Origin of the sequence: Sphingomonas vulcanisoli, from assembly GCF_011761305.1 — a bacterium.
GTDB classification, from domain to species: domain Bacteria; phylum Pseudomonadota; class Alphaproteobacteria; order Sphingomonadales; family Sphingomonadaceae; genus Sphingomonas_I; species Sphingomonas_I vulcanisoli.
The window spans coordinates 603664-628371 of sequence record NZ_JAAOZC010000001.1 but is presented as its reverse complement, the minus strand read 5'-3'; the positions used below and the strand labels follow the sequence as shown (position 1 = coordinate 628371).

At 64.9% G+C, this 24708-nt stretch carries 27 protein-coding genes, 1 tRNA gene and 2 riboswitches; of the genes, 9 read left to right on the top strand and 19 right to left on the bottom strand.

The annotated features are described in order from the left end of the window. Window positions 1–21 precede the first annotated feature (21 nt). Entirely contained in the window at window positions 22–489 is a 468-nt protein-coding gene (locus tag FHS31_RS02950) for a prepilin peptidase (protein WP_167071816.1), read from the bottom strand. Window positions 490–536: 47 nt separating this feature from the next. On the opposite strand from FHS31_RS02950, the gene FHS31_RS02945 reads away from it, so the two are divergent. Beyond that, entirely contained in the window at window positions 537–1625 is a 1089-nt protein-coding gene (locus FHS31_RS02945) for an NAD(P)/FAD-dependent oxidoreductase (RefSeq protein WP_167071815.1), read from the top strand. 7 nt (window positions 1626–1632) lie between these two features. On the opposite strand, the gene FHS31_RS02940 is transcribed toward FHS31_RS02945, so the two are convergent. Genes FHS31_RS02940 through thrB form a run of 3 tightly spaced genes read right to left on the bottom strand, consistent with a single transcriptional unit; the run spans window position 1633 to window position 3528 of the window. Then, window positions 1633–2085, bottom strand: a complete 453-nt coding sequence (locus FHS31_RS02940; RefSeq protein WP_167071814.1) for a GreA/GreB family elongation factor — start codon at window positions 2083–2085, stop codon at window positions 1633–1635. Window positions 2086–2098: 13 nt separating this feature from the next. Beyond that, window positions 2099–2575, bottom strand: a complete 477-nt coding sequence (gene rnhA, locus FHS31_RS02935) for a ribonuclease HI (protein WP_167071813.1) — start codon at window positions 2573–2575, stop codon at window positions 2099–2101. Further along, window positions 2572–3528: a homoserine kinase gene (gene thrB, locus FHS31_RS02930; RefSeq protein ID WP_167071812.1), complete on the bottom strand. Its 957-nt coding sequence runs from the start codon at window positions 3526–3528 to the stop codon at window positions 2572–2574. The genes rnhA and thrB overlap by 4 nt, the downstream gene beginning before the upstream one ends. A 109-nt stretch (window positions 3529–3637) precedes the next feature. Here thrB and FHS31_RS02925 point away from each other — a divergent pair, with 109 nt between their 5' ends. The 6 genes from FHS31_RS02925 to gcvPB all read left to right on the top strand — a co-directional run bounded on the left by FHS31_RS02925 (window position 3638) and on the right by gcvPB (window position 9849). Then, on the top strand, window positions 3638–4279 hold the full coding sequence (locus FHS31_RS02925; protein ID WP_167071811.1) for a hypothetical protein: 642 nt from the start codon (window positions 3638–3640) through the stop codon (window positions 4277–4279). 68 nt (window positions 4280–4347) lie between these two features. Beyond that, window positions 4348–4486: riboswitch (glycine riboswitch) on the top strand. Further along, window positions 4487–4594: riboswitch (glycine riboswitch) on the top strand. Between the two features lie 58 nt (window positions 4595–4652). Next, window positions 4653–5780 (top strand): glycine cleavage system aminomethyltransferase GcvT, encoded by a 1128-nt coding sequence (gene gcvT / locus FHS31_RS02920; protein WP_167071810.1) that lies wholly within the window; start codon window positions 4653–4655, stop codon window positions 5778–5780. Window positions 5781–5784: 4 nt separating this feature from the next. Then, window positions 5785–6156, top strand: coding sequence for a glycine cleavage system protein GcvH (gene gcvH, locus FHS31_RS02915; protein ID WP_167071809.1), 372 nt, complete (start codon window positions 5785–5787; stop codon window positions 6154–6156). Next, entirely contained in the window at window positions 6153–6920 is a 768-nt protein-coding gene (locus tag FHS31_RS02910) for a class I SAM-dependent methyltransferase (RefSeq protein WP_341786271.1), read from the top strand. The genes gcvH and FHS31_RS02910 overlap by 4 nt, the downstream gene beginning before the upstream one ends. Next, window positions 6920–8287: an aminomethyl-transferring glycine dehydrogenase subunit GcvPA gene (gene gcvPA / locus FHS31_RS02905; RefSeq protein WP_167071808.1), complete on the top strand. Its 1368-nt coding sequence runs from the start codon at window positions 6920–6922 to the stop codon at window positions 8285–8287. Before FHS31_RS02910 ends, gcvPA begins: the two co-directional genes overlap by 1 nt. Beyond that, window positions 8284–9849 carry an aminomethyl-transferring glycine dehydrogenase subunit GcvPB gene (gcvPB, locus tag FHS31_RS02900; protein ID WP_167071807.1) on the top strand — a complete coding sequence of 522 codons (1566 nt, stop codon included), beginning with the start codon at window positions 8284–8286 and terminating at the stop codon, window positions 9847–9849. Before gcvPA ends, gcvPB begins: the two co-directional genes overlap by 4 nt. Here the strand turns inward: gcvPB and mazG are convergent, their stop codons facing one another. From mazG to FHS31_RS02850, 10 genes are all read right to left on the bottom strand, one after another. Then, window positions 9850–10614, bottom strand: coding sequence for a nucleoside triphosphate pyrophosphohydrolase (mazG, locus tag FHS31_RS02895; RefSeq protein ID WP_167071806.1), 765 nt, complete (start codon window positions 10612–10614; stop codon window positions 9850–9852). 43 nt (window positions 10615–10657) lie between these two features. Beyond that, entirely contained in the window at window positions 10658–10837 is a 180-nt protein-coding gene (locus tag FHS31_RS02890; RefSeq protein ID WP_167071805.1) for a hypothetical protein, read from the bottom strand. Beyond that, window positions 10834–11601, bottom strand: coding sequence for an MBL fold metallo-hydrolase (locus tag FHS31_RS02885; protein ID WP_167071804.1), 768 nt, complete (start codon window positions 11599–11601; stop codon window positions 10834–10836). Before FHS31_RS02885 ends, FHS31_RS02890 begins: the two co-directional genes overlap by 4 nt. A gap of 10 nt (window positions 11602–11611) precedes the next feature. Then, complete coding sequence (locus FHS31_RS02880; RefSeq protein WP_167072047.1) at window positions 11612–12388, bottom strand: TatD family hydrolase; 777 nt, start codon at window positions 12386–12388, stop codon at window positions 11612–11614. A 139-nt stretch (window positions 12389–12527) separates the two neighbouring features. Next, window positions 12528–14075, bottom strand: coding sequence for a methionine--tRNA ligase (metG, locus tag FHS31_RS02875; protein ID WP_167071803.1), 1548 nt, complete (start codon window positions 14073–14075; stop codon window positions 12528–12530). A 136-nt stretch (window positions 14076–14211) separates the two neighbouring features. Continuing rightward, window positions 14212–15186: an AAA family ATPase gene (locus FHS31_RS02870; protein ID WP_167072046.1), complete on the bottom strand. Its 975-nt coding sequence runs from the start codon at window positions 15184–15186 to the stop codon at window positions 14212–14214. Further along, window positions 15183–15806 (bottom strand): dTMP kinase, encoded by a 624-nt coding sequence (tmk, locus tag FHS31_RS02865; RefSeq protein WP_167071802.1) that lies wholly within the window; start codon window positions 15804–15806, stop codon window positions 15183–15185. The genes FHS31_RS02870 and tmk overlap by 4 nt, the downstream gene beginning before the upstream one ends. Beyond that, window positions 15803–16975 carry a D-alanyl-D-alanine carboxypeptidase family protein gene (locus FHS31_RS02860; protein WP_167072045.1) on the bottom strand — a complete coding sequence of 391 codons (1173 nt, stop codon included), beginning with the start codon at window positions 16973–16975 and terminating at the stop codon, window positions 15803–15805. Before FHS31_RS02860 ends, tmk begins: the two co-directional genes overlap by 4 nt. Next, the gene (locus FHS31_RS02855; protein WP_167071801.1) at window positions 16975–17487 is read right to left on the bottom strand and encodes a septal ring lytic transglycosylase RlpA family protein; all 513 of its coding nucleotides are present in this window, start codon (window positions 17485–17487) and stop codon (window positions 16975–16977) included. Before FHS31_RS02855 ends, FHS31_RS02860 begins: the two co-directional genes overlap by 1 nt. A gap of 196 nt (window positions 17488–17683) precedes the next feature. After that, window positions 17684–18769 carry a lytic murein transglycosylase gene (locus FHS31_RS02850; RefSeq protein WP_208408495.1) on the bottom strand — a complete coding sequence of 362 codons (1086 nt, stop codon included), beginning with the start codon at window positions 18767–18769 and terminating at the stop codon, window positions 17684–17686. A 76-nt stretch (window positions 18770–18845) separates the two neighbouring features. Between FHS31_RS02850 and FHS31_RS02845 the strand changes: the two genes are divergently transcribed. After that, window positions 18846–18935: transfer RNA gene (locus tag FHS31_RS02845), tRNA-Ser, on the top strand. Window positions 18936–18978: 43 nt separating this feature from the next. Here FHS31_RS02845 and FHS31_RS02840 read toward each other — a convergent pair. Next, the gene (locus FHS31_RS02840) at window positions 18979–19344 is read right to left on the bottom strand and encodes a VanZ family protein (RefSeq protein ID WP_167071799.1); all 366 of its coding nucleotides are present in this window, start codon (window positions 19342–19344) and stop codon (window positions 18979–18981) included. Between the two features lie 78 nt (window positions 19345–19422). Here FHS31_RS02840 and FHS31_RS02835 point away from each other — a divergent pair, with 78 nt between their 5' ends. Further along, window positions 19423–20343: an XdhC family protein gene (locus FHS31_RS02835; protein ID WP_167071798.1), complete on the top strand. Its 921-nt coding sequence runs from the start codon at window positions 19423–19425 to the stop codon at window positions 20341–20343. 64 nt (window positions 20344–20407) lie between these two features. Here the strand turns inward: FHS31_RS02835 and rpmE are convergent, their stop codons facing one another. The 4 genes from rpmE to bamA form a co-directional block, all read right to left on the bottom strand. Further along, window positions 20408–20635, bottom strand: coding sequence for a 50S ribosomal protein L31 (gene rpmE, locus FHS31_RS02830; RefSeq protein ID WP_167071797.1), 228 nt, complete (start codon window positions 20633–20635; stop codon window positions 20408–20410). A 210-nt stretch (window positions 20636–20845) separates the two neighbouring features. Further along, complete coding sequence (gene fabZ, locus FHS31_RS02825; protein WP_167071796.1) at window positions 20846–21325, bottom strand: 3-hydroxyacyl-ACP dehydratase FabZ; 480 nt, start codon at window positions 21323–21325, stop codon at window positions 20846–20848. 8 nt (window positions 21326–21333) lie between these two features. After that, a complete protein-coding gene (locus FHS31_RS02820; protein WP_167071795.1) occupies window positions 21334–21966 on the bottom strand; it encodes an OmpH family outer membrane protein in 633 nt (210 codons plus the stop codon). Continuing rightward, complete coding sequence (bamA, locus tag FHS31_RS02815) at window positions 21966–24638, bottom strand: outer membrane protein assembly factor BamA (RefSeq protein ID WP_167072044.1); 2673 nt, start codon at window positions 24636–24638, stop codon at window positions 21966–21968. The genes FHS31_RS02820 and bamA overlap by 1 nt, the downstream gene beginning before the upstream one ends. Window positions 24639–24708: the final 70 nt, after the last annotated feature.

The following is a 24708-nucleotide window of genomic DNA, read 5'->3' as shown; positions in this document are numbered from 1 at the left end:
CCCCGTGGCAAGCAAAGCGCGTTATGGGCGGGGGATGGTTAAGATATCGTTGGCCATGACCATCAGGGCTGCTCCTGAGATCGCCACGCCATAGGGGATTTCGATTCCTCCCTCGCTACGGCGGCCGATCTTCACGGCGATCATCACCAGCGTCAGCAGGCCGCCACCGATGCTCATCAGGATGAGCAATTTGATCAGGAGCAGGGGCGGCAGCCAGAGCGCCAGCGCCGCGATCAGCTTGACGTCGCCCCCGCCCATGGCGCCCAGCGCAAAGGCGAGACCGAAGAGCAGCAGCACGGCCAGCGCGCCGGCCACCTGTAATCCGATGACCGCGAGGCCCAAGCCGGATGCGAACCACCAGACGATGCCGAGCGCGGCCACTGCCAGATTGAGGCGATTCGCGATCGTCCGCGCGCGCAGATCGGTCACCACCGCGGTCACGAGCAGCGCGGCGAGCAACGCCAGCAGGACGATTTGAACCGCGTTCATTGCCGAACCGCTAGACGACAGGCCTTGCGAAACCGTAACCGCGGCCGATGCACAGTACGGACATTGCGATCATCGGGGCCGGCATCGCAGGCGCGAGCCTAGCCGCAGCGATCGGACGCCGTGCGCGCGTGTTGCTGATCGAGGCGGAAGCGCAGCCGGGTTATCATGCCACGGGACGATCGGCTGCCTTCTGGTCCGAAAGCTATGGCGGGCCGGCCGTGCAGCCGCTGACAACCGCATCGGCGGCTGCGCTGGCGCCCTATCTTAGCCCCCGCGGCTGCCTCCACATCGCCGATCCGGAAGGGGATGGGGCACTTGCGGCGCTGGCGGCGGAATTTGCGGGAGGCGCGCCTCTCCTGGAGCCGGTTGGGCCCGCCGCGCTGCACGCCCTTCTGCCCGGCTTGGCGCCACAATTCGGACGCGCTCTGTTCGAGCCTAGCTGCCAAGACATCGATGTCGCCGCATATCACACCGCCATACTCACGGAGGCCCGTCACGCGGGTGTCGGTCTACTCCTCAACGCGCCCGTCAGGGAGGCTGCTCGCACCGGCAGCGGCTGGCGTCTGACAACACGGGCGGGGGATGTGGCGGCGGGGCTCGTCGTCAACGCCGCTGGCGCATGGGCCACCACGATCGCGCGGATGGCAGGGGCGATGGCCATTGCCGTGACACCGCACCGCCGCACGGTTATCCAGCTGCTCACCGATCCACCGGCGGCGGCGGATCTGCCGCTGGTGATGGACGCCGCCGGTCGCTTCTATTTCAAGCCGGAGGCGGGCGGACGAATCTGGCTGACGCCGCATGACGAAACCGCCTGCCCGGCGCATGATGTCGCACCCGAGGAGATCGATATTGCGGTCGCCATCGATCGCTTCCAGCAGGCGATGACGTGGCAAGTCGTCAAGCGGGAGCGCGCCTGGGCGGGGCTGCGAAGCTTCGCGCCCGATCGAGCGCCCATCTACGGCTTCGACCCACAGGCGCCGGGGTTCTTCTGGTTCGCCGGGCAGGGCGGTTTCGGTATCCAGACCGCCCCCGCCGCTGCCGCGATCGGCGCGGCCCTGCTTCTGGAGCAGCCGATGCCGGACTGGGTCGCGCACATCGATCTCGAGCCCTACGCACCCGGTCGGTTTCGATAAAGACGGGCTATTTCAGGATGGCCAGAACTTCGATCGCGTCCTCGCGGCCGGCGAACTCGACCATGTCACCCACGCCGCCGCCGATCATCGCGCGCGCCAGAGGCGCGGCGAACGATACCCGGCCTTGTGCGGGATCAGCTTCATCATCACCAACGATCTCAATCGTCTGGATGGCTTTGTTGAGCCTGAACTTCACCTTCGATCCGAAAGCGACTTCGTCCTCAGGCGGCGGCGGAGCGGGCCGGGCGGTCGCCAACCGCTGCCGCCAATAGCGCAGATCGCGTGCGCGATCGGCCAGCGCCGCTTCATCGCCGCCGTCCTCCGCCTCCAGTTCCGCGACGCGCGCCTGGATCAGCGATAGGCCGCGCGGCGTCACCAGATTGGGCCCGGGCGGAATCGGCAGTTCGAACCGCGGCTCCTTATGCTCCTCGTCACTCTCGCGACGGAATGCGACGCTCACTTTCGTTTCTCCTTCAAGCGGAGAACGGCGCAGCGCGCGCAGGTTTCCGTGCGAAAACCAACGCTTCGGCGCAGGCGAGCTTATCGGCACGCTCATTATCGGGATGGCCGGCATGGCCCTTGACCCAGACCCATTCGATTCGGTGTGGTTTGGCGGCATCGAGCAGGGCGCGCCAAAGGTCTTCATTCTTCACCGGCTGCCTGGCTGCGGTCTTCCAACCGTTACGCTGCCAACCGGCGACCCATTTGGTAAGACCATCCATCACATAGCGGCTATCGGTCGACAGCGTCACGCGGCAGGGGCGTTTGAGCGCGTTCAAGCCTTCGATTGCGGCCCGCAATTCCATACGGTTATTGGTCGTCTCTCGCTCACCGCCTGAGATCTCTTTCTCATGGCCGGCCGATCGGATGATTGCCGCCCATCCGCCTTGGCCGGGATTGCCCTTGCACGCGCCATCGGTGGCGATCTCGACATGGCTAAGTTCGGTCATAGAAAAACCTGTCCGCCGTTGTTGGCGTAGAAAGCCAGGCGGCGCGTGTAGGCGCGCGGATCCTTGCGCGTCACGAGCGCGTCGGCGGGGGTGTTGAGCCAGTCCCAGGCGCGGGTCAGCGCGAAGCGGATGCAGGCACCCATCGCCAGCGTCGGCAGGATCGCGCGCTCGCCCATGCTTAGCGGAAATCGCTCCGCATAGCCTTCGATCAGCGCCTGTCCGACATCGGCCTGGTAGTGATTTCCAGGCGGATCGAAGCACCAGGCAGAATGCATGATCGCCAGATCGTAGAGCCTGAGATCGGTGCAGGCGAAGTAGAAATCGATCAAGCCGGTGACGATATCGCCGCGCATCAGCACATTATCGGGAAAGAGATCGGCATGGATCACCATCTGATCGCCACCCTTTGGCCACCGTGGCACAACCTGCTCGAGCGCCGCCGCGAGCACTGGCCGCAACGCAGGGTCAATCGTGTCGAGATCGCTGCCGCAGCGATCGAACAGCGGCATCCAGGCCTCATAGCCGAGCGTATTAGGCCGCTCGCCGATAAAATCGGCCAACGCCGCATGCATCCCGGCCATTGCCCGCCCGGCGGCGCGGGCCTGGGGCGGGGTGGGGCGCGTGACCGAGACGCCGGGCAGGAAACGGATCAGGCAGGCTGGCCGTCCTTCCAATTCGTGGATCAGACGCCCCTCGCGATCGGGAATCGCGGGTGGCACCGGATTGCCCCGTGCGGCAAGATGATCGAGCAACGCCATGAAGAACGGCAGATCGCCCTCCGCCACACGTTTCTCATACAATGTTAGGATGAACCGGTTATCGGTTGTATCGACGAGATAATTGCTGTTCTCAACGCCCTCGGCAATGCCCTTCACCGAGACCAGCGTGCCGACATCGAACCGGCCGAGAAAATCGGCCAGCGCTTCGGCGGGCACCTGCGTGTAAACCGCCATTGCTCAATCGCCCCGCCCGCAGTCCATCGCATCCCCCTATGCGTTCGCTTGCTTCGCGGGAAGCCGGTTCCTATGGAGCGAAACCGCTCATCGCACGAGGTCTCACCCGTTGGTTCGTTCCGTTCTGCTCCCGCTGGGCCTGTTGCTGCTGGTCGCCGGCTGCTCGCATGGCAAATCGGATCTTGATGAGACGCTCGGCCAGAAGATCACGCGATCGACCTGCCCGGCGGTGGCGATCCCGGCCTATACGGGGGACGTATCGCTGTTCAGCCCCGAGCAAAGCCGTGACGCGCGCGCGCTCGACGTAACCGCGACGATCACCAATCTGCGTACCCAATGCGATGAAACCGGATCGCCGGTGCGCGCCAACGTCACCTTCGATGTCGTCGCCACGCGCGCCAATCCGCGCGGCGAACGCGATATCCTGCTGCCTTATTATTGGACCGTGCTGCAGGCAGGGACCAAGATCCTTTCCAAGCAAGTCTCGAACGTTCAGGTCCACTTCGCCGATGGGCAATTGCGCGGGCAGGGGACGGCAGGCGCCGCCGCGACGGTGGACAAGGCCGCCGCATCGCTGCCGAGCAGTGTTTCGCAGCGGCTCAACCGCAAGCGCAAGGCGGGCGACGCCGATGCCTCGATCGATCCCATGTCCGATCCGCGCATCCGCCGGGCCGTAGACCAGGCCAATTTCGAATTGCTGATCGGCTTTCAGCTTACCAAAGATCAACTGGCCTATAACGTTTCGCACTGACTGCTTCGGCGTTGACTCCCGCGCCCGGGCACGCCATCCCCTGACCCGTCGCCGCCGGGCAACCGGCGGGCGGACGCGCGGGAGAAGATGGCGGGAATCTCCCAGATCGTAGCCGGCTTGCCGGTGGTTCGATCTGGGCAAGAGACCGCCATCGCCGAAGGAGCAACCGCCCCGGAATCTCTCAGGTCAACGGACCGCGCGACTCGTAAGCGACGCTCTGGAAAGCGGATGCGCCCTCGGGCCTGTCCCACCGAAGGTGTAACCTTGGGCTCACCCCGAGGGAAAGCTCTCAGGTTCCGTGACAGAGGGGGCAGCGATCCACGTCATCGGCTTGACCGATGGCGCGGCCGTTGCACTTCTGATGGGGACGAGCATGAGCGAAGACACCGCGCCCGACATTATCGAGACGCTGCCGCTCGATAGCTGGCATCGCGCGCAGGGTGCGCGGATGGTGCCCTTTGCTGGCTATCACATGCCGATACAATATGAAGGCATCATCGCCGAGCACCTCTGGACTCGCGAGAGCGCCGGGCTGTTCGATGTCAGCCATATGGGCCAGCTGTTCCTGTCGGGGGACGGGCTGGACGGCGCGCTGGAGGCCTTGCTGCCCGCCGATATCGAGAGCCTCACGCTCGGCCAGATGCGCTATTCGCTGCTGCTCAATGAAGAGGGCGGCATTCTCGACGATCTGATGCTCACGCGCTGGCGCGACGGCATTTACATGGTCGTCAACGGGGCGACCAAGTGGGACGATATCGGCCACCTCCACGAGCATCTGCCCGACGCAATCACGCTCAATCATATGGACGCGCGCGCGCTACTGGCGCTGCAGGGCCCCAAGGCGTTTGATGCGCTCAAGCGGCTGGTGAGCGGCGAAACTCCGCTTGAGGCGTTGGTGTTCATGACCGGCGGCCGCTTTCAGATCGATGGTGTCGACGCGCATATCAGCCGCTCTGGCTATACCGGCGAGGATGGCTTCGAAATCTCGGTCGATGCCGGTGATGTCGAGGCTGTGGCCAACGCTTTGCTCGCCCAGCCCGAGGTGAAGCCGATCGGCCTCGGCGCGCGCGATTCGCTGCGGCTGGAAGCAGGGCTGCCTCTCTATGGGCATGACCTCAACGAGCAGATCGATCCCGTCTCGACCGACCTCAAGTTCGCCATCTCCAAGCGGCGGCGCGGCGAGGGCGGCTTTCCCGGGGCCGACAAGATCCTCGGCTATCTCAAGCACGGCGCGCCCGCCAAGCGAATCGGGCTGAGCATCGAAGGGCGGCAACCCGCGCGGGAAGGCGCGTTGGTTTATGACGGCGATGCTCAAGTCGGGACGGTCACGTCCGGCGGCTTCAGCCCCAGTCTGCAGGCGCCGATCGCGATGGCCATTGTCAGCGTCGGTAGCGCACCGCTCGGTCGCACACTTGAGATCGATGTTCGCGGCAAGCGGCTCGCCGCCACCGTCGTGCCGATGCCCTTCGTCCCCCACCGCTATCACCGCAAGGGAGCCTGACCATATGCCGACCTATTTCACCAAGGATCATGAATGGATCGCGGTCGAGGGTAGCACCGCTACCGTCGGCATTACCGATTACGCCCAGGCGCAATTGGGTGACGTCGTGTTCGTCGAAGTGCCGCCGGCGGGAACGCAGGTGGAGAAGGGCAAGGAGGCCGCAGTCGTAGAATCGGTGAAGGCCGCATCGGACGTCTATGCGCCGGTTTCGGGCGAGGTGATCGAGGGCAACGGCGCGCTCGAAGCCGACCCCGCGCTGGTTAACACTTCGCCGGAGGGCGAGGGCTGGTTCTTCAAATTGACGCTCTCAAACGAAGGCGAACTTGCCGGGCTGATGGATGACGCCGCCTACAAGGCCTTCGTGGACGGTCTGTGAGCGTCAACGACGCCAGCCGCTGGAACCCTGCGGATTATGCCGCCAACGCCGCATTCGTGCCCGCAATGGGCGCGCCGGTGCTGGAGCTGCTCGCGCCTCAGGCTGGCGAACGCATCCTCGATATCGGCTGTGGCGATGGCGTGCTGACCAAGAAGATCATCGCGACGGGCGCAGAAGTCATAGGCGTGGATGCGTCGCCTGAGATGGTCGCTACGGCGCGCGCCAAGGGAATCGACGCGCGGGTCCAGGATTGCCAGGCGCTTGCCTTCGGCCCGGACTTCGATGCCGCTTTCTCCAACGCCGCGCTGCACTGGATGCTCGATAAGCAGGGCGTCGCGTGCGGTGCTTTTGCTGCGCTGAAACCTGGCGGGCGCTTTGTCGGTGAGATGGGCGGGGAGGGGAATGTCGCTGCGATCTGGGTGGCGATCCGTGCCGAACTGGCGGCGCGCGGTCATGAAGTCCGCTCCACGGGCACGCATTGGTATCCCAGCATCGCCGATTTCACCGATACGTATCAAGCCGCCGGTTTCACCGACATCGAGGCGCGGCTGATACCGCGGCCGACATCGTTGCCGACCGGTATTACCGGCTGGATCAAGACCTTCCGCTCCGGTTTGATGAACACCGAACAGATATCCGAAAGCGAGCAGAGCGCCATTGCCGAAGGTGCCGAGCGTCGTCTCGAAGGCCGGCTCCGCCAGTCCGATGGCAGCTGGATCGCCGATTATGTCCGCCTCCGTTTTTCGATGAGGAAGCCCACCTGATGCGTTTTCTGCCGCTGACCGACGACGATCGCGCCGAGATGCTGGAGGTGATCGGCGCCCCCACGATCGAGGCGCTGTTCGCCGACGTGCCGCAAGATTTGCTTCTGAAGCAGCCGATCGAGGGACTGCCGCTGCATGTTTCGGAAATGGCGGTCGAGCGGCAACTCAAGGCGTTGGCAGCCAATAATATGGTCGCGGGCGATGTGCCCTTTTTCCTCGGCTGCGGCGCCTACCGCCACCACATCCCAGCGACCGTCGATCACATAATCCAGCGCGGCGAATTCCTCACCAGTTACACGCCCTATCAGCCGGAGATCGCGCAAGGCACGCTGCAGGCCCTCTTTGAATTCCAGACGCAGGTCGCGGCGATGTTCGGCTGCGAAGTCGCCAATGCCTCAATGTACGATGGCTCGACCGCCTGCTGGGAAGCGATCGGCATGGCGCGGCGGATCACGCGGAAAAAGAAGGCGATTCTTTCCGCCGGGCTGCATCCGCATTATGTTTCGGTCTGCACGACGATGGCGAAGTTCACCGGCGATACGCTGGAAACAGCCCTTCCGACGCTCGATCCGGAAGCGCCTGCTAAGGAACTCGCCCGACTAGTCGCGGCGGTGGATGGGGAGACGAGCTGCGTCGTCGTCCAGACACCTTCGATTCTCGGCCATATCGGTGACTGGTCCGCACTGGCGGAGGCCTGTCATGCCAAGGGCGCGCTATTGATCGTCGTCGTCACCGAGCCAGTCTCACTCGGCGCAATTAAATCGCCAGGCGAGATGGGCGCGGATATCGTGGTGGGGGAGGGCCAGTCGATCGGTGTCGGCCTCAATTTCGGCGGGCCTTATGTCGGGCTGTTCGCAACGCGCGAGAAATATGTCCGCCAGATGCCGGGCCGTCTCTGCGGCGAGACAACCGACGCCGATGGCAAGCGCGGCTTCGTGCTGACGCTTTCGACCCGCGAACAGCATATCCGCCGTGAGAAAGCGACGAGCAATATCTGCACCAATGCAGGGCTTTGTGCGCTGGCGTTCACGGTCCATATGAGTTTGCTCGGCGAGGCGGGGTTGCGTAAATTGGCGTTGCTCAACCATGCCAAGGCGGTCGCTGCCGCGGATCGGCTTGTCGAGATCGACGGTGTCGAATTGGTGACACCGTCCTTCTTCAACGAATTCACGCTGCGCCTGCCGAGGGAAGCGCGGCCTGTCGTGCGGGCGATGGCGGAAAAGGGAGTCTTGGGCGGGGTCTCGCTGGGCAGGCTCTATCCGGGCATCGAGGCGCTGGCCAATGGCCTCGTCCTCGCCGTCACCGAAACCACCACATCGGAGGATGTCGAGGCGCTTGCCTCCGCACTTGAGGATGCGCTGGCATGACGATCAATCCGAGCGGCTGGCGGCCCGAGCAGGGCGTGGCAAACGATACGGGCAGGGCACCGACCTTCACCGGCAATCGCGCGCTGATGCTGGAAGAGCCATTGATCTTCGAGATCGGCAGCACGACCACGACCGGCGTCGATTTCGGCGAGGCGCCGTCGGGGGCCAACCGCCTCGGCGGGCTCGATCGCACCGCGCCGATCGGCTGCTATGGCCTTTCCGAACCCGAGACCGTGCGTCATTTCACGCGCCTTAGCCGGCAGAACTACGCGATCGATCTTGGTCTGTTCCCGCTCGGCTCGTGCACGATGAAGCATAATCCGCGGATCAACGAGAAGATCGCGCGGCTACCCGGCTTCGCGGATGTGCATCCGTTGCAGCCGCAGGAAACGGTGCAGGGCGCCTATGCGGTGATCCAGAACCTTGCCGTATGGCTGATCAAGCTCACCGGCATGTACGGCGTGGCGATGAGCCCCAAGGCCGGCGCGCATGGCGAACTGTGTGGGCTGCTGGCAATCCGCGCCGCGCTTGAGGCGAGGGGTGACGTCCGCCAAGTGGTCCTCGTACCCGAAAGCGCGCACGGCACCAACCCCGCGACGGCGGCTTTCTGCGGCTATGCGGTGGAAACGATCCCGGCGACGGGCGAGGGTCGTGTGGATTTCGAGGCGCTCAAAGCGCGGCTGCGGCCGGATGTTGCCGCGGTGATGATCACCAATCCCAACACCTGCGGCTTGTTCGAACGCGACCTCAAGGCGATCTCGGACGCGGTGCATGCGGTGGGCGCTTACGTCTATTGCGACGGCGCCAATTTCAACGCGATCGTCGGCAAGGTCCGTCCCGGCGATCTCGGCATCGATGCGATGCACATCAATCTCCACAAGACCTTCTCGACTCCGCATGGCGGCGGCGGTCCGGGTGCGGGGCCGGTGGTACTGTCCGAAGCGCTTGCACCCTTCGGACCGCTGCCGTTCGTCGGGCTCCACGCGGATGGCCGTTACGAGCTGGTCGAGGAGGAGACTGCGGGAGAGGATCATCCACACGCCTTCGGGCGGATGGCAGCCTTCCATGGCCAGATGGGGATGTTCACCCGCGCGCTCAGCTATATCCTTAGCCATGGCGCCGATGGCCTGGCACGGGTCGCCGAGGATGCCGTGCTCAACGCCAATTATGTGCTGCGCAGCCTGGAGGGCGTTCTGGAAGCGCCGTTCGCGGCGAGTGGGCCCTGCATGCATGAGGCTCTGTTTACCGATAATGGGCTAGGGGGCGGCATCACCACGCTCGATATCGCCAAAGGGCTGATCGACGAGGGCTATCATCCGATGACGGTCTATTTCCCGCTCGTCGTCCATGGCGCGATGCTGATCGAGCCGACCGAGACGGAGAGCAAGGCCAGCCTCGACCAATTTATCGGCGCGCTGAAGGCGGTGGCGGAGCGGGCGCAGGCGGGGGATCAGAGCCTCAAGGCCGCGCCGATCTACGCGCCAAGGCGGAGGTTGGACGAAACGGCGGCGGCGCGGAAGCCGGTGCTGAGCTGGAAGGATTTGCCCGAAGCGGCCGAGTAATCAGGCGCGTTTGGCGGCTTGCCAGAGCGCTTCCTTGGCATCGAGCGGCAGGCCCACGAAACCGTCGCCACCGGCCTGCTCGGCATGGCGGAAGCGGCGTTCGAACTTGGCGTTGGCGCCCCGCAGCGCCGCTTCGGGTTCGATGCCGAGCTTACGGGCGTAGTTGACGACGGCGAACAGCAGATCGCCGATCTCGTCTGTGCGCTCGGCTTCGTTGGTCGCGGCGGCCACTTCGGCCAGCTCCTCGTGAATCTTGTCGAGCGCGCCCTGCGGGTCGGGCCAATCGAAACCGGTGCGGGCGGCGCGCTTCTGGAGCTTCTCCGCGCGCATCAGCGCGGGAAGGGCGCCGGCGACACCGGCGAGCGCGCTGGGATCGGTCTTGCCGGCGCGTTCGGATGCCTTGATCGCTTCCCATTGCGCATGGTCGTTGCGATTGGGATGATCGCCGAAGACGTGCGGATGGCGGCGTTCCATCTTGTCGGCGATCGCGGTGGCGACATCGGCGAAGGCGAAGGCGCCTTGCTCTTCGGCCATGCGGGCGTGGAAGACGACCTGGAACAGCAGATCGCCGAGCTCGTCACGCAACGCGGCCATGTCGCCAGTCTCGCAGGCGTCGGCGACTTCGTAGGCTTCCTCGATCGTGTAGGGCGCGATGGAGCCGAAGGTCTGGGCGACGTCCCACGGACAGCCGGTATCGGGATCGCGAAGCCTGGCCATGACGGTGAGGAGGCGGCTGAGGGGGGTATCTTCACTAAGGTCGCCCATATCGCACCTCCAATCTGATAATATATATTATGTAAAGCTGATACTATGGATGATGAGCGATCCAGAGCCTTGCCAGCGCCACGCCGGCCAGGATGATCGCCACCCAAATGCCGATCAGGCCGAGCATCGATCGCTGGTCCAGCCGCCGCCGCGCGATCCCGCTGCCGACGAGGATCAGCGCGCAGACGATGGTTATCACGCCGATCATCTGATCATCGGTCATGGCAGATCGATCATGAGGCCATCATGGCCGGGTTCGACGCCGAGCGGCAGTTCGGCCGCCAAGGCCGCATAATCCATCGTCTGATCCATATGGGTCAGCACAGTGCGATGCGCGCCGATCCGTGCGGCGGCCTCCAGCGTCATCGCCAGATGCGGATGCGTCGGATGCGGCGCTTTCCGCAAGGCATCGGCGATCCAGATGTCGACACCTTCGAATAGCGTGAGCATATCGGGCGTCACCACGTTGAAATCGGTGGCATATCCGATCGACGATACGCTCTGTTCGAAGCGCATACCGGTCGAGAAGATATTGCCATGCGGCATGTCCACCGATCGCACGCGGATGTCGCCGATCACCATGTCCTCGGCCAGCACCTGCGCGTCCGTGGTCGGCGGATAGCCATCACGGCCCTGGAAAACATACGCGAAGCGCTTCTCGAGCAAGCGCAGCGTCTCGGCGCGCGCATAGCCGGGCACCGGCGTGCCGCGGATATGGAACAGTTGCCGGAGATCATCGATGCCGTGACAATGATCGGCATGATCGTGGGTCCAGATCACCGCATCGATCGCGGAGACATCGGCGGCCAACAGCTGCGCCCGCATGTCCGGGCCGCTATCGACCAGGATCGTGGTGGTGTCGCTCTGGACGAGGATCGATGCGCGCGTGCGGCGGTTGCGCGGATCGCCCGGATCGCAGGCGCCCCAATCATTGTCGATGCGCGGCACGCCGGATGATGTGCCGGAGCCGAGTATCGTGACTTTCATGCCGAAGCCCTCACAGGCTCGCTTTGCTGAACAGTCTGAAGAAGTTGGCGGCGGTCTCTTCCTGCAATGTTTCAACTTCGACGCCGCGCAATTGCGCCAGAAACGCCGCCGTATCCGCCACGAACGCCGGCTCGCCGGGCTTGCCCCGATGCGGCACCGGCGCCAGGAACGGCGCGTCGGTCTCGATCAGCAGCCGATCGGCGGGCAGCCTGGCGGCGGTCGCCTGCAAATCCCTGGCATTCTTGAAGGTGACGATGCCCGAGATCGAGATCGACAGGCCTAATTCCAGCATCTGATTGCCGAACGCTTCGCTCGCCGTGAAGCAGTGGATCAGCGCCGGAAACGCCCCCTTCCCCATCTCCTCGGCAACGATCGCGGCAGTATCCTCCTCCGCATCGCGGGTGTGGATGATCAGCGGCAGCCCGGTTTCGCGCGCGGCGCCGATATGCGCGCGGAAGCTGGCCCGCTGCCGATCCCGATCCGAATGATCATAATAATAATCGAGCCCGCTCTCGCCAATGGCGATCACCTTGGGATGCTGCGCGGCGGCGACCAGTTTCTCGGTATCCACATCCGGATGCGCGTCCGCCTCATGCGGATGGATGCCGACCGAGGCCCAGACATCGGGCTCGCGTTCGGCGGTGGCGATGATCTCGGCCCATTCCCGCTCGCGGGTCGAGATATTGAGCATCCCGGTGACGCCGCGCGCGCGGGCGCGGGCCAGGACTTCGGCCTGCTCCTCGACCAAGCCCTTATAGTTGAGGTGGCAGTGGCTATCGATCAGCATGGTGGCCACAGGGGTAAAAACAACCGTTTGCCCTGAGCTTGTCGAAGGGGCGTACTTCTTTCAGCCGGTCTAAAGAAGAACGATGCTTCGACAAGCTCAGCACGAACGGGGTTGGAGGTGGGGTTGGGCGCGGGAAGCATCAGGCGGGCTCAGCCGGAAGCTCTAGGCGCGGGAACAGCGGCGTCGGCTGCGCGAGGCGGAAATCGCTTTCGGCGAGCGGCGAATACCAATGGCCCGCGATGCCCTCGAAGGTGCGCAGTTCGGGCGCGATGCCCATGCGATCGAGCAGGGTTTCGGCGCTGCCCGGAATGATCGGCTGGATCGCCACCGCCAGCTGCGCGATGCAGATATAGAGCGTGGCGAGCACCGTCTCCATCCGCGCGAAGTCGGTCTTGCGCAGCGCCCAAGGCGCTTGCTCGTCGATATAGGCGTTGCAGGCGAAGACGCCCTGCATCCACGCTTCAGCCGCCTGGCTAAGTGCGAGATCGGCGAAGGCGGCGGGCATATCCTTGCGCACGATCGTGTCGATCAGCGTGAACAGCGCCTCGTCAGCTTCGGTATGGCCGTTGATGCGCGGCGGGCTGGCCTCGCAATTCTTGAAGATTTGCGTCAGCGTGCGCTGGGCGAGATTGCCGAAGCTGTTGGAGAGATCGGCGTTGGCGCGGGTGACGATCGCTTCGTCCGAATAGCTGCCGTCCTGCCCGAAGCTGACTTCGCGCAACAGGAAATAGCGCAACGCATCGACACCGAACGCCTCCGAAAGCGCCAGCGGATCGGCGACATTGCCGACCGACTTGGACATCTTCTCGCCGCGGTTGAGCAGGAAGCCGTGGCCGAACACTTGGCGTGGCAGTGCCAGCTCCGCCGACATCAGGAAGGCGGGCCAATAGACTGCGTGGAAACGGATGATGTCCTTGCCGATGACGTGCAGATCGGCGGGCCAGCGCGCGGGGTCGTCGGGATAGCCTGCGCTGGTCAGGTAATTGGTCAGCGCATCGACCCAGACGTACATGACATGGCCGGGAGCGTCCGGCACCGGCACACCCCAATCGAAGCTGGTGCGCGAGATCGAAAGATCGGTCAGCCCACCCTCGACGAAGCGCACCACCTCATTGCGCCGGCTTTCGGGGCGGATGAAATCGGGGTTCGCCTCATAATAAGCGAGCAATTTGTCGGCATAGGCCGAGAGGCGGAAGAACCAGCTTTCCTCGACGGTCCATTCGACGGGCGTGCCTTGGGGCGAGAGCTTCTCGCCCCCTTCCCCACCGATCAGCTCATCGTCAGCATAATAGGCCTCGTCGCGAACCGAGTACCAGCCTTCGTAGCGATCGAGATAGATATCGCCCTTGGCCTGCATCGCGCGCCAGATCGCCTGACTGGCGATATAATGATCGCGCTCGGTGGTGCGGATGAAACGATCATAGGAGATGTTGAGAGCATCATCCATCTCACGGAAAATGTTCGACATCTCATCGGCGAGTGCCTGTGGCGTCATATCCTGCGCGCGCGCTGCCTGCACCATCTTGAGGCCATGCTCATCGGTGCCGGTGGTGAAATAGACGTCGCGCCCGGCGAGGCGGTGGTAGCGCGCGATGGCATCGGTGGCGATCGCCTCATAGGCGTGGCCGATATGCGGGCGCCCGTTGGGGTAGCTGATCGCGGTGGTGATGTAATAAGGCTGGGGCACGAGCGGGCTTTAGGGGCGGTGGCGCGGTGGGGCAACATGACTCCCCTCCCTGAAAGGGAGGGGTTGGGGGTGGGTCGCCAAGCTCGCAACGACCAGCTTCTGGCCAAGGCGCTTCCCGTCCGCGGCATCGCGGGCTTTAACCCACCCCCGGCCCCTCCCTTCCAGGGAGGGGAGGCGCAGCAAGGCTCGCCACCAACCCCGCCAGTTCGAACACCGTCATCTGCGGGTCCATCGATTGGCGCTGCGCGAGATCGGCGATGCGGCGCGCTTCGCTCCATAAAGCGATGCGCTCCGGCATATCCGGCCCCCCGGCGCGCGCTGCCTTGGCGATCCGCCGGGGCACGCGGGCGAGAAAGGCCTCGTAGCGGGGCTGCGCGGCCTTGGTGCCGAGCAGCTTGGCGAGCTGCGAGCGGAGCGCATTGCCTGGATCGCCTTGCGTCGCCAGCCGTTCGATCGAGGCATCGATGCTGGCGATGTCCAGCCCAACGAAATCCAGCGCCCGCCCCGGCGCGCCATCGGCCGCGGCGGCGAGCGCGGCGACATCTTCACTTTGGTCGACGACGCGGCGGAGCACCGTCTCGGTTTGCGCGAGATCGAGCTTGCCGAAGCGCAGCAGGCGGCAGCGCGAGCGGATCGTCGGCAGCAGGCGGCCCAGCGCATGGCTGACGAGCAGGAAGATCGTCCCGCTCGGCGGTTCCTCGAGATTCTTGAGCAAAGCGTTGGCGCCGCCGCGTTCAAGATCGTCGATTGCGTCGATGACTACGACGCGGCGTGGGGAGAGGCTGGGCGTGGTGGCGAACAGCGGCTGGAGCTGCCGGACCTGATCGACGGTGATCGATCGCGTCCGTTCTTCGCTCTTGTCTTTGAAAAGCCGCTCCAACAGCTTGAAATCGGGGTGTGATCCGGCAGCGAGCAGGTGCGAGGTCTGATGCTCGTCCGAAATCGCAAAGCTCTCGGGCGCACCTGCCAGCAGCCAGCGCGCGGCCAGCTGCGCGAAGCTCGCCTTGCCGACGCCTTCGGGGCCGGCGAGCAACCAGGCGTGGTGCAGACGATCGCTGCGAGCGGCCTCCATGAACGCGGCGATCGCCTCGTCATGGCCGATCAGGCTCATAGCCATTCGGAGACCGATTCGACGAGGCGCGGGGTGACCATATCCGCTTCTCCGGAGGCGTCGATGATCCGCCAGCGCGCCGGTTCAGCATCGGCCAGCCGGCGGAAGGTGGCCGTCACCTTGCGGTGATACTCGGGATCGCGCGCGCCGAAGCGATCTGGGCGCCCCGCGTCGCGGATCGCCTCGCGCTCCATCGCCACCGCCTCGGGCAGCGCCAGCAAGAGCGTGCGATCGGGGAGAAAGCCTTCCGAGCCAATAGCATGCAGCGCGCGAATGAGATCCTCTCCCAAGCCGTCCGCGCCGCCCTGATAGGCGAGCGAGCTGTCGAGAAACCGATCGCAGACCACCCATTTGTCGGCCGCCAACGCGGGCCGAATCGTCCGCGCGACATGATCGGCGCGCGCGGCGGCGAAGAGCAGGGCTTCGGTGCGCGCGGTCCAGCGTTCGGCCTCGCCCTGCAGCAACAGCGCGCGGATCGCCTCGGCGCCGGGGCTGCCGCCGGGCTCGCGGGTCTCGACCACCTCCACCCCGCGTTCGCGCAGGGCTGCGGCGAACAGGCGCGCCTGGGTGGACTTGCCGACGCCCTCCCCGCCCTCCAGGCTGATGAAGCGTCCCGTCACCGCCCGAACAGGCGACCGATGCCGTTGCCGATGTGGCCGAAGAAGCCCGCAGCGGGCACATCATTGGCGGCGACCAGCGGCATCACCTGCGGCGGCCCGTCCGAGGTCTTCACGACCAGATCGGCGACGTGGGCGCCCTTGGCGATCGGCGCCTTCACCGGCCCGTCATAGGCAATGAAAGTCTTCACATCGCCGCCGAGGCCGACCGGCACCGTCACCGCCAGATCGCGCGGCGCGACCACCGCGACAGTGCGCGCGCTGCCGAGCTGGACAGGCACGCTGTCCACGGTCTTGCCCGCCGCGAACAAGGGTTTGGCCGTCCAGGCGTGGAGGCCCCAGTTCATGAAGGCCACTGATTGCTCGATCCTCTCGTTGAACGAATGCAGCCCGGCGATCACCATCACCAGCCGCCGCCCGTTCTGCTCGGCGGACCCGGTGAAGCCATAGCCGGCCTCGTCGGTATGCCCGGTCTTGAGGCCATCGGCGCCGGGCACGCGGCCGAGCAGAGGATCGCGGTTGGCCTGGGTGATGTCCGCGCCCGATCCCATCGTCTTGCCCCAGGTGAAATTGGGGCGGCTGTAGAAAGTCTTGTAGAGATCGGGATAATTCTGGATCGTCGCGGTGGCGAGCTTCGCCAGATCGCGCGCGGTGACATAGGTCTGCCCGGCATCGGGCCAACCGTTCGATGTGCCGAAATGGCTGTTGGTGAGGCCGATTTCCTGCGCCTTCTTGTTCATGATCGCCACGAACGCGGGCTCGGTGCCGGCGATCTGCTCGGCGAGCACGACGCAGGCGTCGTTCCCCGAAAGAGTGATGATGCCATAGAGCAGATTGGCGATCGACACCTGCTCGCCGACCGAGAGGAACATCGTCGATCCGGCGGCCGGGCCGTGCCATTTCTGCCAGGTCTCGGGGCGCACCGTCGCCATATCCGAAAGCTTGATCTGGCCGTGCTTGATCATGTCGAACGCGACATAGACGGTCATCATCTTGGCGAGCGACGCCGGCGGCATGCGCTGATCGGGGTTCTTCGAATAGAGCACAGCGCCCGAGGAGAGATCGACCATATACGCGATCGGCGCGCTCGTCTCGAACGGTGGCGCCGCGGCCTGGGTGGGAAGCGCGATGCCGGCGATGCCAAGTATCAAGCCTAGGAAACGGGTGCGCATCATGGGTTCTGGTCGATCCTCTGTTCTGGGGTGTTCGGCGGCGGATAGCCGGGCGGCAAGGCCTGCGCCAGCGGGTTGGAGACGCTCGGCAGCGCCAAGGCAGGGCGGCCGGAGCGAAGCAGACGGCGGTCACTCTCGGACGGATAGACGCGGCGGACGCGAACCCGGGCGGTGCCGGCACGGGCGATGCCGAGCAGCTCGGCCGCGCCATAAGACAGATCGATGATCCGCCCCGCCACGAACGGCCCGCGATCGTTGACGCGGACGAGGATGCGGCGCCCGCTGGCAAGCGCGGTCACCTCGACATAGCTCGGCAGCGGCAGGGTCTTGTGCGCGGCGCCGACGCGGCGGCCATCGAAGCGTTCGCCATTGGCGGTGGTGCCGTGCTGGCCCTGCGGGCCATACCAGGAGGCGAGCCCGGTCTCGTCATAATGCGCGTCGTCGGCGGGCGTGTAGGTGACGCCCCGCACCTGATAAGGCCTGCCGATCTTGACCGGCGTATCGGCGACCATGCGATGGCTCGGCCCCGCGCAGCCCGCAAGCAGGAGGCTTGTCGCCAGAACCGCGCACCATAATCCTCCCCCGCCAGGGGGAGGTGGCAGCGCAGCTGACGGAGGGGGAGGAAGCGGCGCATTTGCAGCTGTTCCGCAACCTCCCCCTCCGACGCCTGAAGGCGCCACCTCCCCCTGGCGGGGGAGGATTATTCCGCTAGCGGGTAATCGCATCGGCGAGCAGGCCGGCGGCGAGGCCGTAGAAGTTCGAGCAATTGTAGTCGAGGATCACCTGATAATTGCTGCTGAGGAGATAAGCGCGCGCACCGGGACCATCGGGTTCGATCAGCGTCATCTGCTCGTCATCGCGCAGACCGGGAAAGGCGAGCGGGATCACGCCCCTCGCCTTCCACTCGGCGAAAGTCTGCCAGCGGCTGAGGCGGGCGTGGACGCGCGGGCAGCGCGGGCTAATGAGCGGCGAGCGGATGGACGCCCGATCGAAATCGGCGGGCAGCTGCACCGCCACGCCCCAGACGACATTGGGCTTCCACCCCGCATCGACCAGATAATTGGCGATCGAGGCCAATGCATCGGGCTCGCTGCGCCAGATATCGGCCTTGCCATCGCCATCGCCGTCCTTGGCAAGGCGGAGATAGACGCTCGGCAGGAATTGCGGATAGCCCGTCGCCCCCGCCCAACTGCCCTTGAGCGTCGAGCGCGGGATACCGCGATCGATCAGCTTGAGCGTATCGATCAGCTCGACCGTGAAGAGCTCGCGCCGCCGCCCGTCCCACGCCAGTGTGGCGAAACTCTGCAACAGATCGAGATTGCCGCTGAAGCTGCCGTAACCCGTCTCATGGCCATAGAGCGACAGCATCATCGCCTCGGGCACCCCCGTCTGCTGCTCGATCGAACTCAGCAGGGGACGAAGCGTAACATACCGTCGCTGGCCGCCGGCAATATGTGCGGCATCGAAATGCTGGGCGCGATAGGGCGCGAAGTTGAGATTGCCCGATGGCGCGCCGAGCGCGGGGCCGCCCGGCTGATTGCGATCGGCGCGGATCACGCGCGGGTTGATCGTCAGGCCCGTGGTTTCGCGATCGAAAGTAGCCGGATTGACCCCCGCAGCGATCGCCCGTGGCCTGAGCCCCGCGATGAAGGCGGTAAACGCTGCTTGCTGGGAATCGATCGTCGGCGCCGGTGGCGTTGCTACCGTCGGCGCGGGCGATGCCGGCAAATCATAGGGCAGCTGCGGCGTTTGCGCGGCGATCAAGGCAAGGGCGAACGCGGCAAAACTCGGCATCCGCCCCCTGTGCCACCGCGCGCGCATCGGCGACAAGTCTTCCCTGCCGCTTCATCCACAGCTAAGCGCATCACGAGGACAGGTGGCCGAGTGGTTTAAGGCAGCGGTCTTGAAAACCGCCGTGCGGGGAACCGTACCGTGGGTTCGAATCCCACCCTGTCCGCCAGATTTATCGCCGGCTAGAGGTGCGCCACCGAAATCGGTTGCCCTCAGCCCCGCGCCAAAAACCGACGATAGAAGCCGAGCACTAATTGGCCGAGTGCCATGCCGCCCGCGATGCCGATGCAATCGGCGAAGACGTCGTTCCATTCGGGATCGCGGTGGATGATCGGCGTAGCTTGGCTGATCTCGATGAAGCCGCCGAAGCCGACCAGCGCAAAGGCGACCCACAGCGCCTGCCGCCGCGGCCAGCCAAGCCGGGCGAGGAAGGCGAGCGTGAAGAAGGCGAGGATGTGGTTATCCTTATCGGAGCCAAAGATCTCCGGGCGTTGCGGGATGATCGCGCAGACATAAGCGAAGAGCGCGGCAATCACGAAGAGGATGCGGCAGGCGGTGCGGATCGGCGCGATATTCATGAGCAAGGCAAGGCTAACAGCGTCATCCCTGCACGACAATCGGCTTGCGTCCGGGGTTCCTCGCTTTATCTCACGGGGATGCCGGACGCCGAAATCGATCGCCTGATCGCCGCCGCGCGGGGCTGGGCCGGAGCGCCGATGGCGATCGCCACCGTCACCGCGACCTGGGGTTCGGCGCCTCGGCCGCGCGGCAGCCACATGCTGGTCCACGCCGATGGCCGGTTCGAGGGATCGGTATCCGGCGGCTGTGTCGAGGGCCAGGTGCTGGCGGCCGCGGCCGAGACGATCGCCGATGGCCGGCCGCGCCGGCTACAGTTCGGCGTGGCCGACGATCGTGCCTGGGAAGTCGGCCTGCCGTGCGGCGGCGAAATCGCGATCCTGGTGCAGCCGGTCGGCGAAGGCGGGTTTGCCCCCGCATTGTTCGATGCCATCGGCGAAGCGCGCGGCGGCGGGCGGGCTCTGGAGGTGGCGACCGATCTCGACAGCGGCGTCAGCAGTCTTGCGGAGGCACGCGCCGATCTGTTTCTCAACCGTTACGCCCCGCCCCGGCGGGTACTGATCATCGGCGCGGTGCAGATCGCGCAGGCGCTGGCGCAGATCGCCGCGCAGATCGATGCACGGCCGATCGTCATCGATCCCAGGGGGCGGTTTTTGACAGAGGAGCGGTTTCCGGGCGTCGAGCTGGACGATCGCTGGCCGGATGAGGCGGTTGCTGCTTATGCGCCCAACGCCGCGACCGCGATCATTACCTTGAGCCACGATCCGAAGATCGACGATCCCGCGCTGATCGCCGCCCTCGCCTCCCCGGCAGGCTATATCGCAGCGCTGGGCTCTACGCGCAGCCACGCCAAGCGGCTCGAACGGCTTACCGCCGCGGGTGTGGATGCGGCGCAATTTGCGCGGATCGACGCGCCGGCGGGCTTGCCGATCGGCGCGCTTGGCCCGGCCGAGATCGCGCTTTCGATCGCGGCCGGGATGGTCAGGGCTTTCCGGGGGTAGCGCCCCAGCACAACGGTGGGCCACCCTCACCCAACCCTCTCCCTCAAGGGAGAGGGCTAAAGGCTTACTTCTTGGCGAGCGAGAGGCCGCCGAAGCGCTTGTTGAAGCGCGCGACCTGGCCGCCTTCGGAGATCTGCTGCTTGCCGCCGGTCCAGGCCGGGTGGACGGTGGGATCGATGTCGAGCTGCAGCGTGTCGCCTTCCTTGCCCCAGGTGGAGCGGGTTTCGTACACGGTGCCATCGGTCATCTGGACCTTGATGGCGTGATAATCGGGATGGATGCCGGACTTCATGAAATAGCTCCTGGAGATGGCTGGTTCCGACCAGCCTGAAGGAAGCGGCGCGCTTAGCGGTGTGGGGGTGGAAGATCAAGCTTCGGCAAGGAGAAGCCCCTCCCCTTCAGGGGAGGGGTTGGGGGTGGGGCCTTCTCAATCCGCACTGCCGTCGAATGTTTCAGCCGGACTACCCCACCCCAACCCCTCCCCTGAAGGGGAGGGGCTACGCTAAGCCTTCGGTGGATCGGCGATCATTGCGGTGAAGCTGGCTTCGGCGGCGAGGACATCGCCGAGGAAAGCCTGGCCCTTGAACTTGCAGACGCTCGATCGCTTCTGCACGAACTCCACCTTGAGCGTCAGCAGCACGCCGGGCTCTACGGGCTTGCGGAACTTGGCCTCATCGATCGCCATGAAATAGACCAGCTTGCCCGTCCCCGCGAGGCCGAGGCTTTCGACCGCGAGGATGCCGGCAGCCTGCGCCAACGCCTCGACGATCAGCACGCCGGGCATGATCGGGCGGCCGGGGAAATGGCCCTGGAAGAAGCCCTCGTTGATCGTCACCGCCTTGGTTGCGGTGATCGATTTGTCGGGAATGATCTCCTCGACCCGATCGACGAGCAGCATCGGATAGCGATGCGGCAGCGCCGCCATCACCCGCCCGATATCGAGCGGACCGATGGCGGGCCTTTGCGGAGCCTCCTCGCTCACCGGGAGCCTTAGCGGCCCTGGGTCGCGGGCTTGCCGGCCGGGCGTGGCGCGGTGGCAGGGGCCGCTGCGGCAGCCTGCTGCGGTGGCGCGATCTGCGCGGTCGGCAGCGCGGCATCGAGGCGCGGCAGCACGACGCTGGTCACGTCGTTCGAAGCATCGGAGGCGAGGATCGTGCCCTTGGGCAGGACCACGGCGCCGCGCTTCTCATTGCGCACCTGCTCGGCGATCGGCAGCACGGCCTGGACGATCTGATCGCGGACATAGCCCTGCGAAGCACTGATCGCCTGCTCCAACTGCGCGGCCTGCGCGCGTGCGGCCTCGAAACGCTCCTGTGCCTCGCCCAGCGCCTGGCGCGTCGCGGGGGGCAGCTTGCTCGCGTCGCCAGTCGGCGACAGCTTCTGCGCGGCCTGGGCTTGCGTCTCATAGGCGGTGCGCGCCGAGGTGATCGCCGCGTTGATCTGCTGGCTGGGCTGCGCGAACTTGGCCTGCAGCTGCGCCACGGCGGACTTGCCCGCGGCGGACTCGGCGTAGATCCGCTCGAGATCGATCGTCAGCACCGGGCCGGTCGATTGCGCCAGCGCGGGCACGGCGGCTGTGGCGAGAAGCGCGGCGGCTGCGGCGCCCTTGAACATGGTCTTCATCAGAATTGCGTTCCTACGTTGAAAGTGAAGAGCTTGGGATCGTCGCCCTTATATTTGACCAGTGCCTTCGCGATATCGATGCGGAAGGGACCGAAGGGCGAATTCCAGTTGATACCGAAGCCGACAGAGATGCGCGGCTTCCATGTATTGCCATAGAAGAATTCCTGGAAGCCTGGAATAGTCTGACCGTAGACTGACAGGCCGCCTGGGCAGGCGGTGTTTCTCGGCACCGTGACCGAGGCGAGGGTGCCGGCCGGATCATAGCAGGTGCGGACGACATTGCCCGATGCGTCAGTCGTCGGCGTCTCACGGAACTGGCCACCCGAACCGATATTCTGAAGGATCGGCTGATCGATGCCGAACACCGAACCGGCGATGGCGAAGATCGACGGGCGAAGACCCAGCTCGCGCGCGCCATTGCCCAGCGGCAGCTCCAGTTCGGCCTTGAACAGATAATAGGCGCGGCCTCCGAGCGCATCGTCGGAGGCATTCTTGCGGTCGGTATCCAAGGTGCCGTCGCTGTTGTAGCTGTAGCGCAGCACGCGCGGGCCGATGCCGCGGATATCGAAGCCCGAGAAATCCGGCTGGCCGAGATACCAGCGATCGGTCAGCCGCACCGGATCCTCACCGGGCACGCGCTGCTTTTCCAGCGTTTTGATATAGCCGCCCTCGCCGTTCAGCGAGAGGATGAAGCCCTTGAGCGGCTGATAATATTGATGCCCTTCGGCCTTGGTGCGGATATAGCGCACGCTGCCGCCCAGCCCCGCGAAATCCTGGCTGAACACGAATTTTCGGCCCGAACTCGGGTGGCGGCGATCGTTGAGATTGTCATAGACCAAACTGTAGCCGACCGACGAGGTCGTGCGGTTGCCGATCGCGTCACAAAGATAGCGGCCAGCCAACAAGGGATCGCAGGCCAGCGCCCCGGTAGGATTCTCAAGGCCCGTCGCCGGATCATAGTCCGAATAATAAGTGCTCTTATCGAGGCCGATCTTGTCCTGGCTGAGGCCGTAGCGCAGCGCGAGGCTCCAGAATTCGGTCAGCGGCAGACCCGCGCGGATCTGGAAGCCGACCGTGGTCTGATCATAGGTCGATTTGCGCGATTCGTCGGTATAATTGAACGAATTTAATTCGCGGCGGAAGATATCGCCGCCCACCGCGATGCTGCGATCGAACAGATAGGGTTCGGTGAAGCCGACGCTGACCGATTTCGAATAGATCGAATAATCGGCGCTGGTACGGACTTCCTGCCCCTTGCCCATGAAGTTGGACTGGGTGATCGAACCCGAGAGGATGAATTTCTCGAGGCTGGAATAGCCCGCCGAGACCTGGAGCTGCCCGGTCGGCTTTTCCTCGAGATTGGTCTCGAGGATCACGCGATCAGGCGCGGAGCCGGGCTTCTGCTCGACTTCGAGCTTATCCTGGAAATAGCCGAGGCTCTGGATGCGATCGCGCGAGCGCTTGACGCGGAAGCCGTTAAACGCATCGCCCTCCGCCAGGCGGAATTCGCGGCGGACGACCTTGTCGCGGGTGATCGTGTTGCCGTTGATGTCGATCCGCTCGACATAGACGCGCGGCGCGTCCGCGATCTGGAAGGTCACGCTCATCGTGAGCGTTTCCTTGTCGCGCTGAAAGTTGGGGCGCGTGTCGGCAAAAGCGTAGCCGAGCAGGCCCGCCGTCTCATTCATCGTATCGACGGTATCCTCGACCGCCTTGGCGTTGTACCAATCGCCCTTCTTGAAATGGATCAGATATTTGAGGCGATCGGATTTGAGATCGCGGATCTGGCTATCCACGTTGAGATCGCCGAAATGATAGCGCTTCCCCTCTTCTACCACATAAGTGATGATGAAATCGCGCTTGTCCGGCGTCAGCTCGGCGACCGCCGAGACGACATGGAAATCGGCATAGCCGTTGGTCAGATAGAACTGACGCATCTTCTGCTGATCATAAGCGAGACGATCGGGATCGTAGCTGGTGCCCGACGAGAAGATCTTGGTGATCCCGGTCTGCTTGGTCGCCATCTCGCTGCGCAGGCGGCCGTCCGAGAAATGCTCGTTGCCGATGATGTTGATCTTGCGGACGCGGCTCTTGGCGCCCTCGTGGATCTCAAACACGATGTCGACGCGGTTCTGATCGAGCAGAACCATCTTGGGATCGACATTGGCGGCGAAGCGGCCCTGGCGGCGATAGAGCTCGATGATCCGGGCGACATCGGCGCGAACCTTGGAGCGCGTGAAGATCTGGCGCGGCGCAAGCTTGATCTCGGGCCGGATCTTATCCTCTTTGACCCGCTTGTTGCCCTCCAGCACGATGCGGTTGACCACCGGATTTTCGCGGACGTGGATCACCAGATCGCCGGTATCGGCGCCCGAGATGAAGGCATCGGCGAACAGTTCGGAACCGTAAAGATCCTTGATCGCCTGATCGAGCTGTTCGCGCGTGTAAGGCTGGCCAGGCGCGAGTTTGATGTACGAGCGTACCGTGTCGGGCTCGAGGCGCTGGGCGCCCTGCACCGAAATCGATCGGACGATGCCGTTGCCGGTGACGCTCGGCGTCGGCGGCACGTCGGCGGGTGCGGGTACGGGAACCGCTTCCGCCTTGGCGGGTTTCTTGGGCGCGGCGATCGATTCGGCGGGCAGGCCGCCCAGCGTCGTGCCGATCAACAGCATGGCGGCTAGGCGCTGCCGATGGCGGAATCCGCCGGTCTTGTACGAAAAGATCACCCGTCAGCCTTTTGAT

Bases quoted from the DNA above. Each gene is read 5' to 3' on its own strand.
- FHS31_RS02950 (WP_167071816.1), bottom strand. From the start codon at position 489: ATGAACGCGGTTCAAATCGTCCTGCTGGCGTTGCTCGCCGCGCTGCTC.
- FHS31_RS02945 (WP_167071815.1), top strand. From the start codon at position 537: ATGCACAGTACGGACATTGCGATCATCGGGGCCGGCATCGCAGGCGCG.
- rnhA (WP_167071813.1), bottom strand. From the start codon at position 2,575: ATGACCGAACTTAGCCATGTCGAGATCGCCACCGATGGCGCGTGCAAG.
- thrB (WP_167071812.1), bottom strand. From the start codon at position 3,528: ATGGCGGTTTACACGCAGGTGCCCGCCGAAGCGCTGGCCGATTTTCTC.
- gcvT (WP_167071810.1), top strand. From the start codon at position 4,653: ATGAGCGAAGACACCGCGCCCGACATTATCGAGACGCTGCCGCTCGAT.
- gcvH (WP_167071809.1), top strand. From the start codon at position 5,785: ATGCCGACCTATTTCACCAAGGATCATGAATGGATCGCGGTCGAGGGT.
- gcvPA (WP_167071808.1), top strand. From the start codon at position 6,920: ATGCGTTTTCTGCCGCTGACCGACGACGATCGCGCCGAGATGCTGGAG.
- gcvPB (WP_167071807.1), top strand. From the start codon at position 8,284: ATGACGATCAATCCGAGCGGCTGGCGGCCCGAGCAGGGCGTGGCAAAC.
- mazG (WP_167071806.1), bottom strand. From the start codon at position 10,614: ATGGGCGACCTTAGTGAAGATACCCCCCTCAGCCGCCTCCTCACCGTC.
- FHS31_RS02890 (WP_167071805.1), bottom strand. From the start codon at position 10,837: ATGACCGATGATCAGATGATCGGCGTGATAACCATCGTCTGCGCGCTG.
- FHS31_RS02885 (WP_167071804.1), bottom strand. From the start codon at position 11,601: ATGAAAGTCACGATACTCGGCTCCGGCACATCATCCGGCGTGCCGCGC.
- FHS31_RS02880 (WP_167072047.1), bottom strand. From the start codon at position 12,388: ATGCTGATCGATAGCCACTGCCACCTCAACTATAAGGGCTTGGTCGAG.
- FHS31_RS02870 (WP_167072046.1), bottom strand. From the start codon at position 15,186: ATGAGCCTGATCGGCCATGACGAGGCGATCGCCGCGTTCATGGAGGCC.
- FHS31_RS02860 (WP_167072045.1), bottom strand. From the start codon at position 16,975: ATGCGCACCCGTTTCCTAGGCTTGATACTTGGCATCGCCGGCATCGCG.
- FHS31_RS02855 (WP_167071801.1), bottom strand. From the start codon at position 17,487: ATGGTCGCCGATACGCCGGTCAAGATCGGCAGGCCTTATCAGGTGCGG.
- FHS31_RS02850 (WP_208408495.1), bottom strand. From the start codon at position 18,769: ATGCCGAGTTTTGCCGCGTTCGCCCTTGCCTTGATCGCCGCGCAAACG.
- FHS31_RS02840 (WP_167071799.1), bottom strand. From the start codon at position 19,344: ATGAATATCGCGCCGATCCGCACCGCCTGCCGCATCCTCTTCGTGATT.
- FHS31_RS02835 (WP_167071798.1), top strand. From the start codon at position 19,423: ATGCCGGACGCCGAAATCGATCGCCTGATCGCCGCCGCGCGGGGCTGG.
- rpmE (WP_167071797.1), bottom strand. From the start codon at position 20,635: ATGAAGTCCGGCATCCATCCCGATTATCACGCCATCAAGGTCCAGATG.
- FHS31_RS02820 (WP_167071795.1), bottom strand. From the start codon at position 21,966: ATGAAGACCATGTTCAAGGGCGCCGCAGCCGCCGCGCTTCTCGCCACA.
- bamA (WP_167072044.1), bottom strand. From the start codon at position 24,638: ATGCTGTTGATCGGCACGACGCTGGGCGGCCTGCCCGCCGAATCGATC.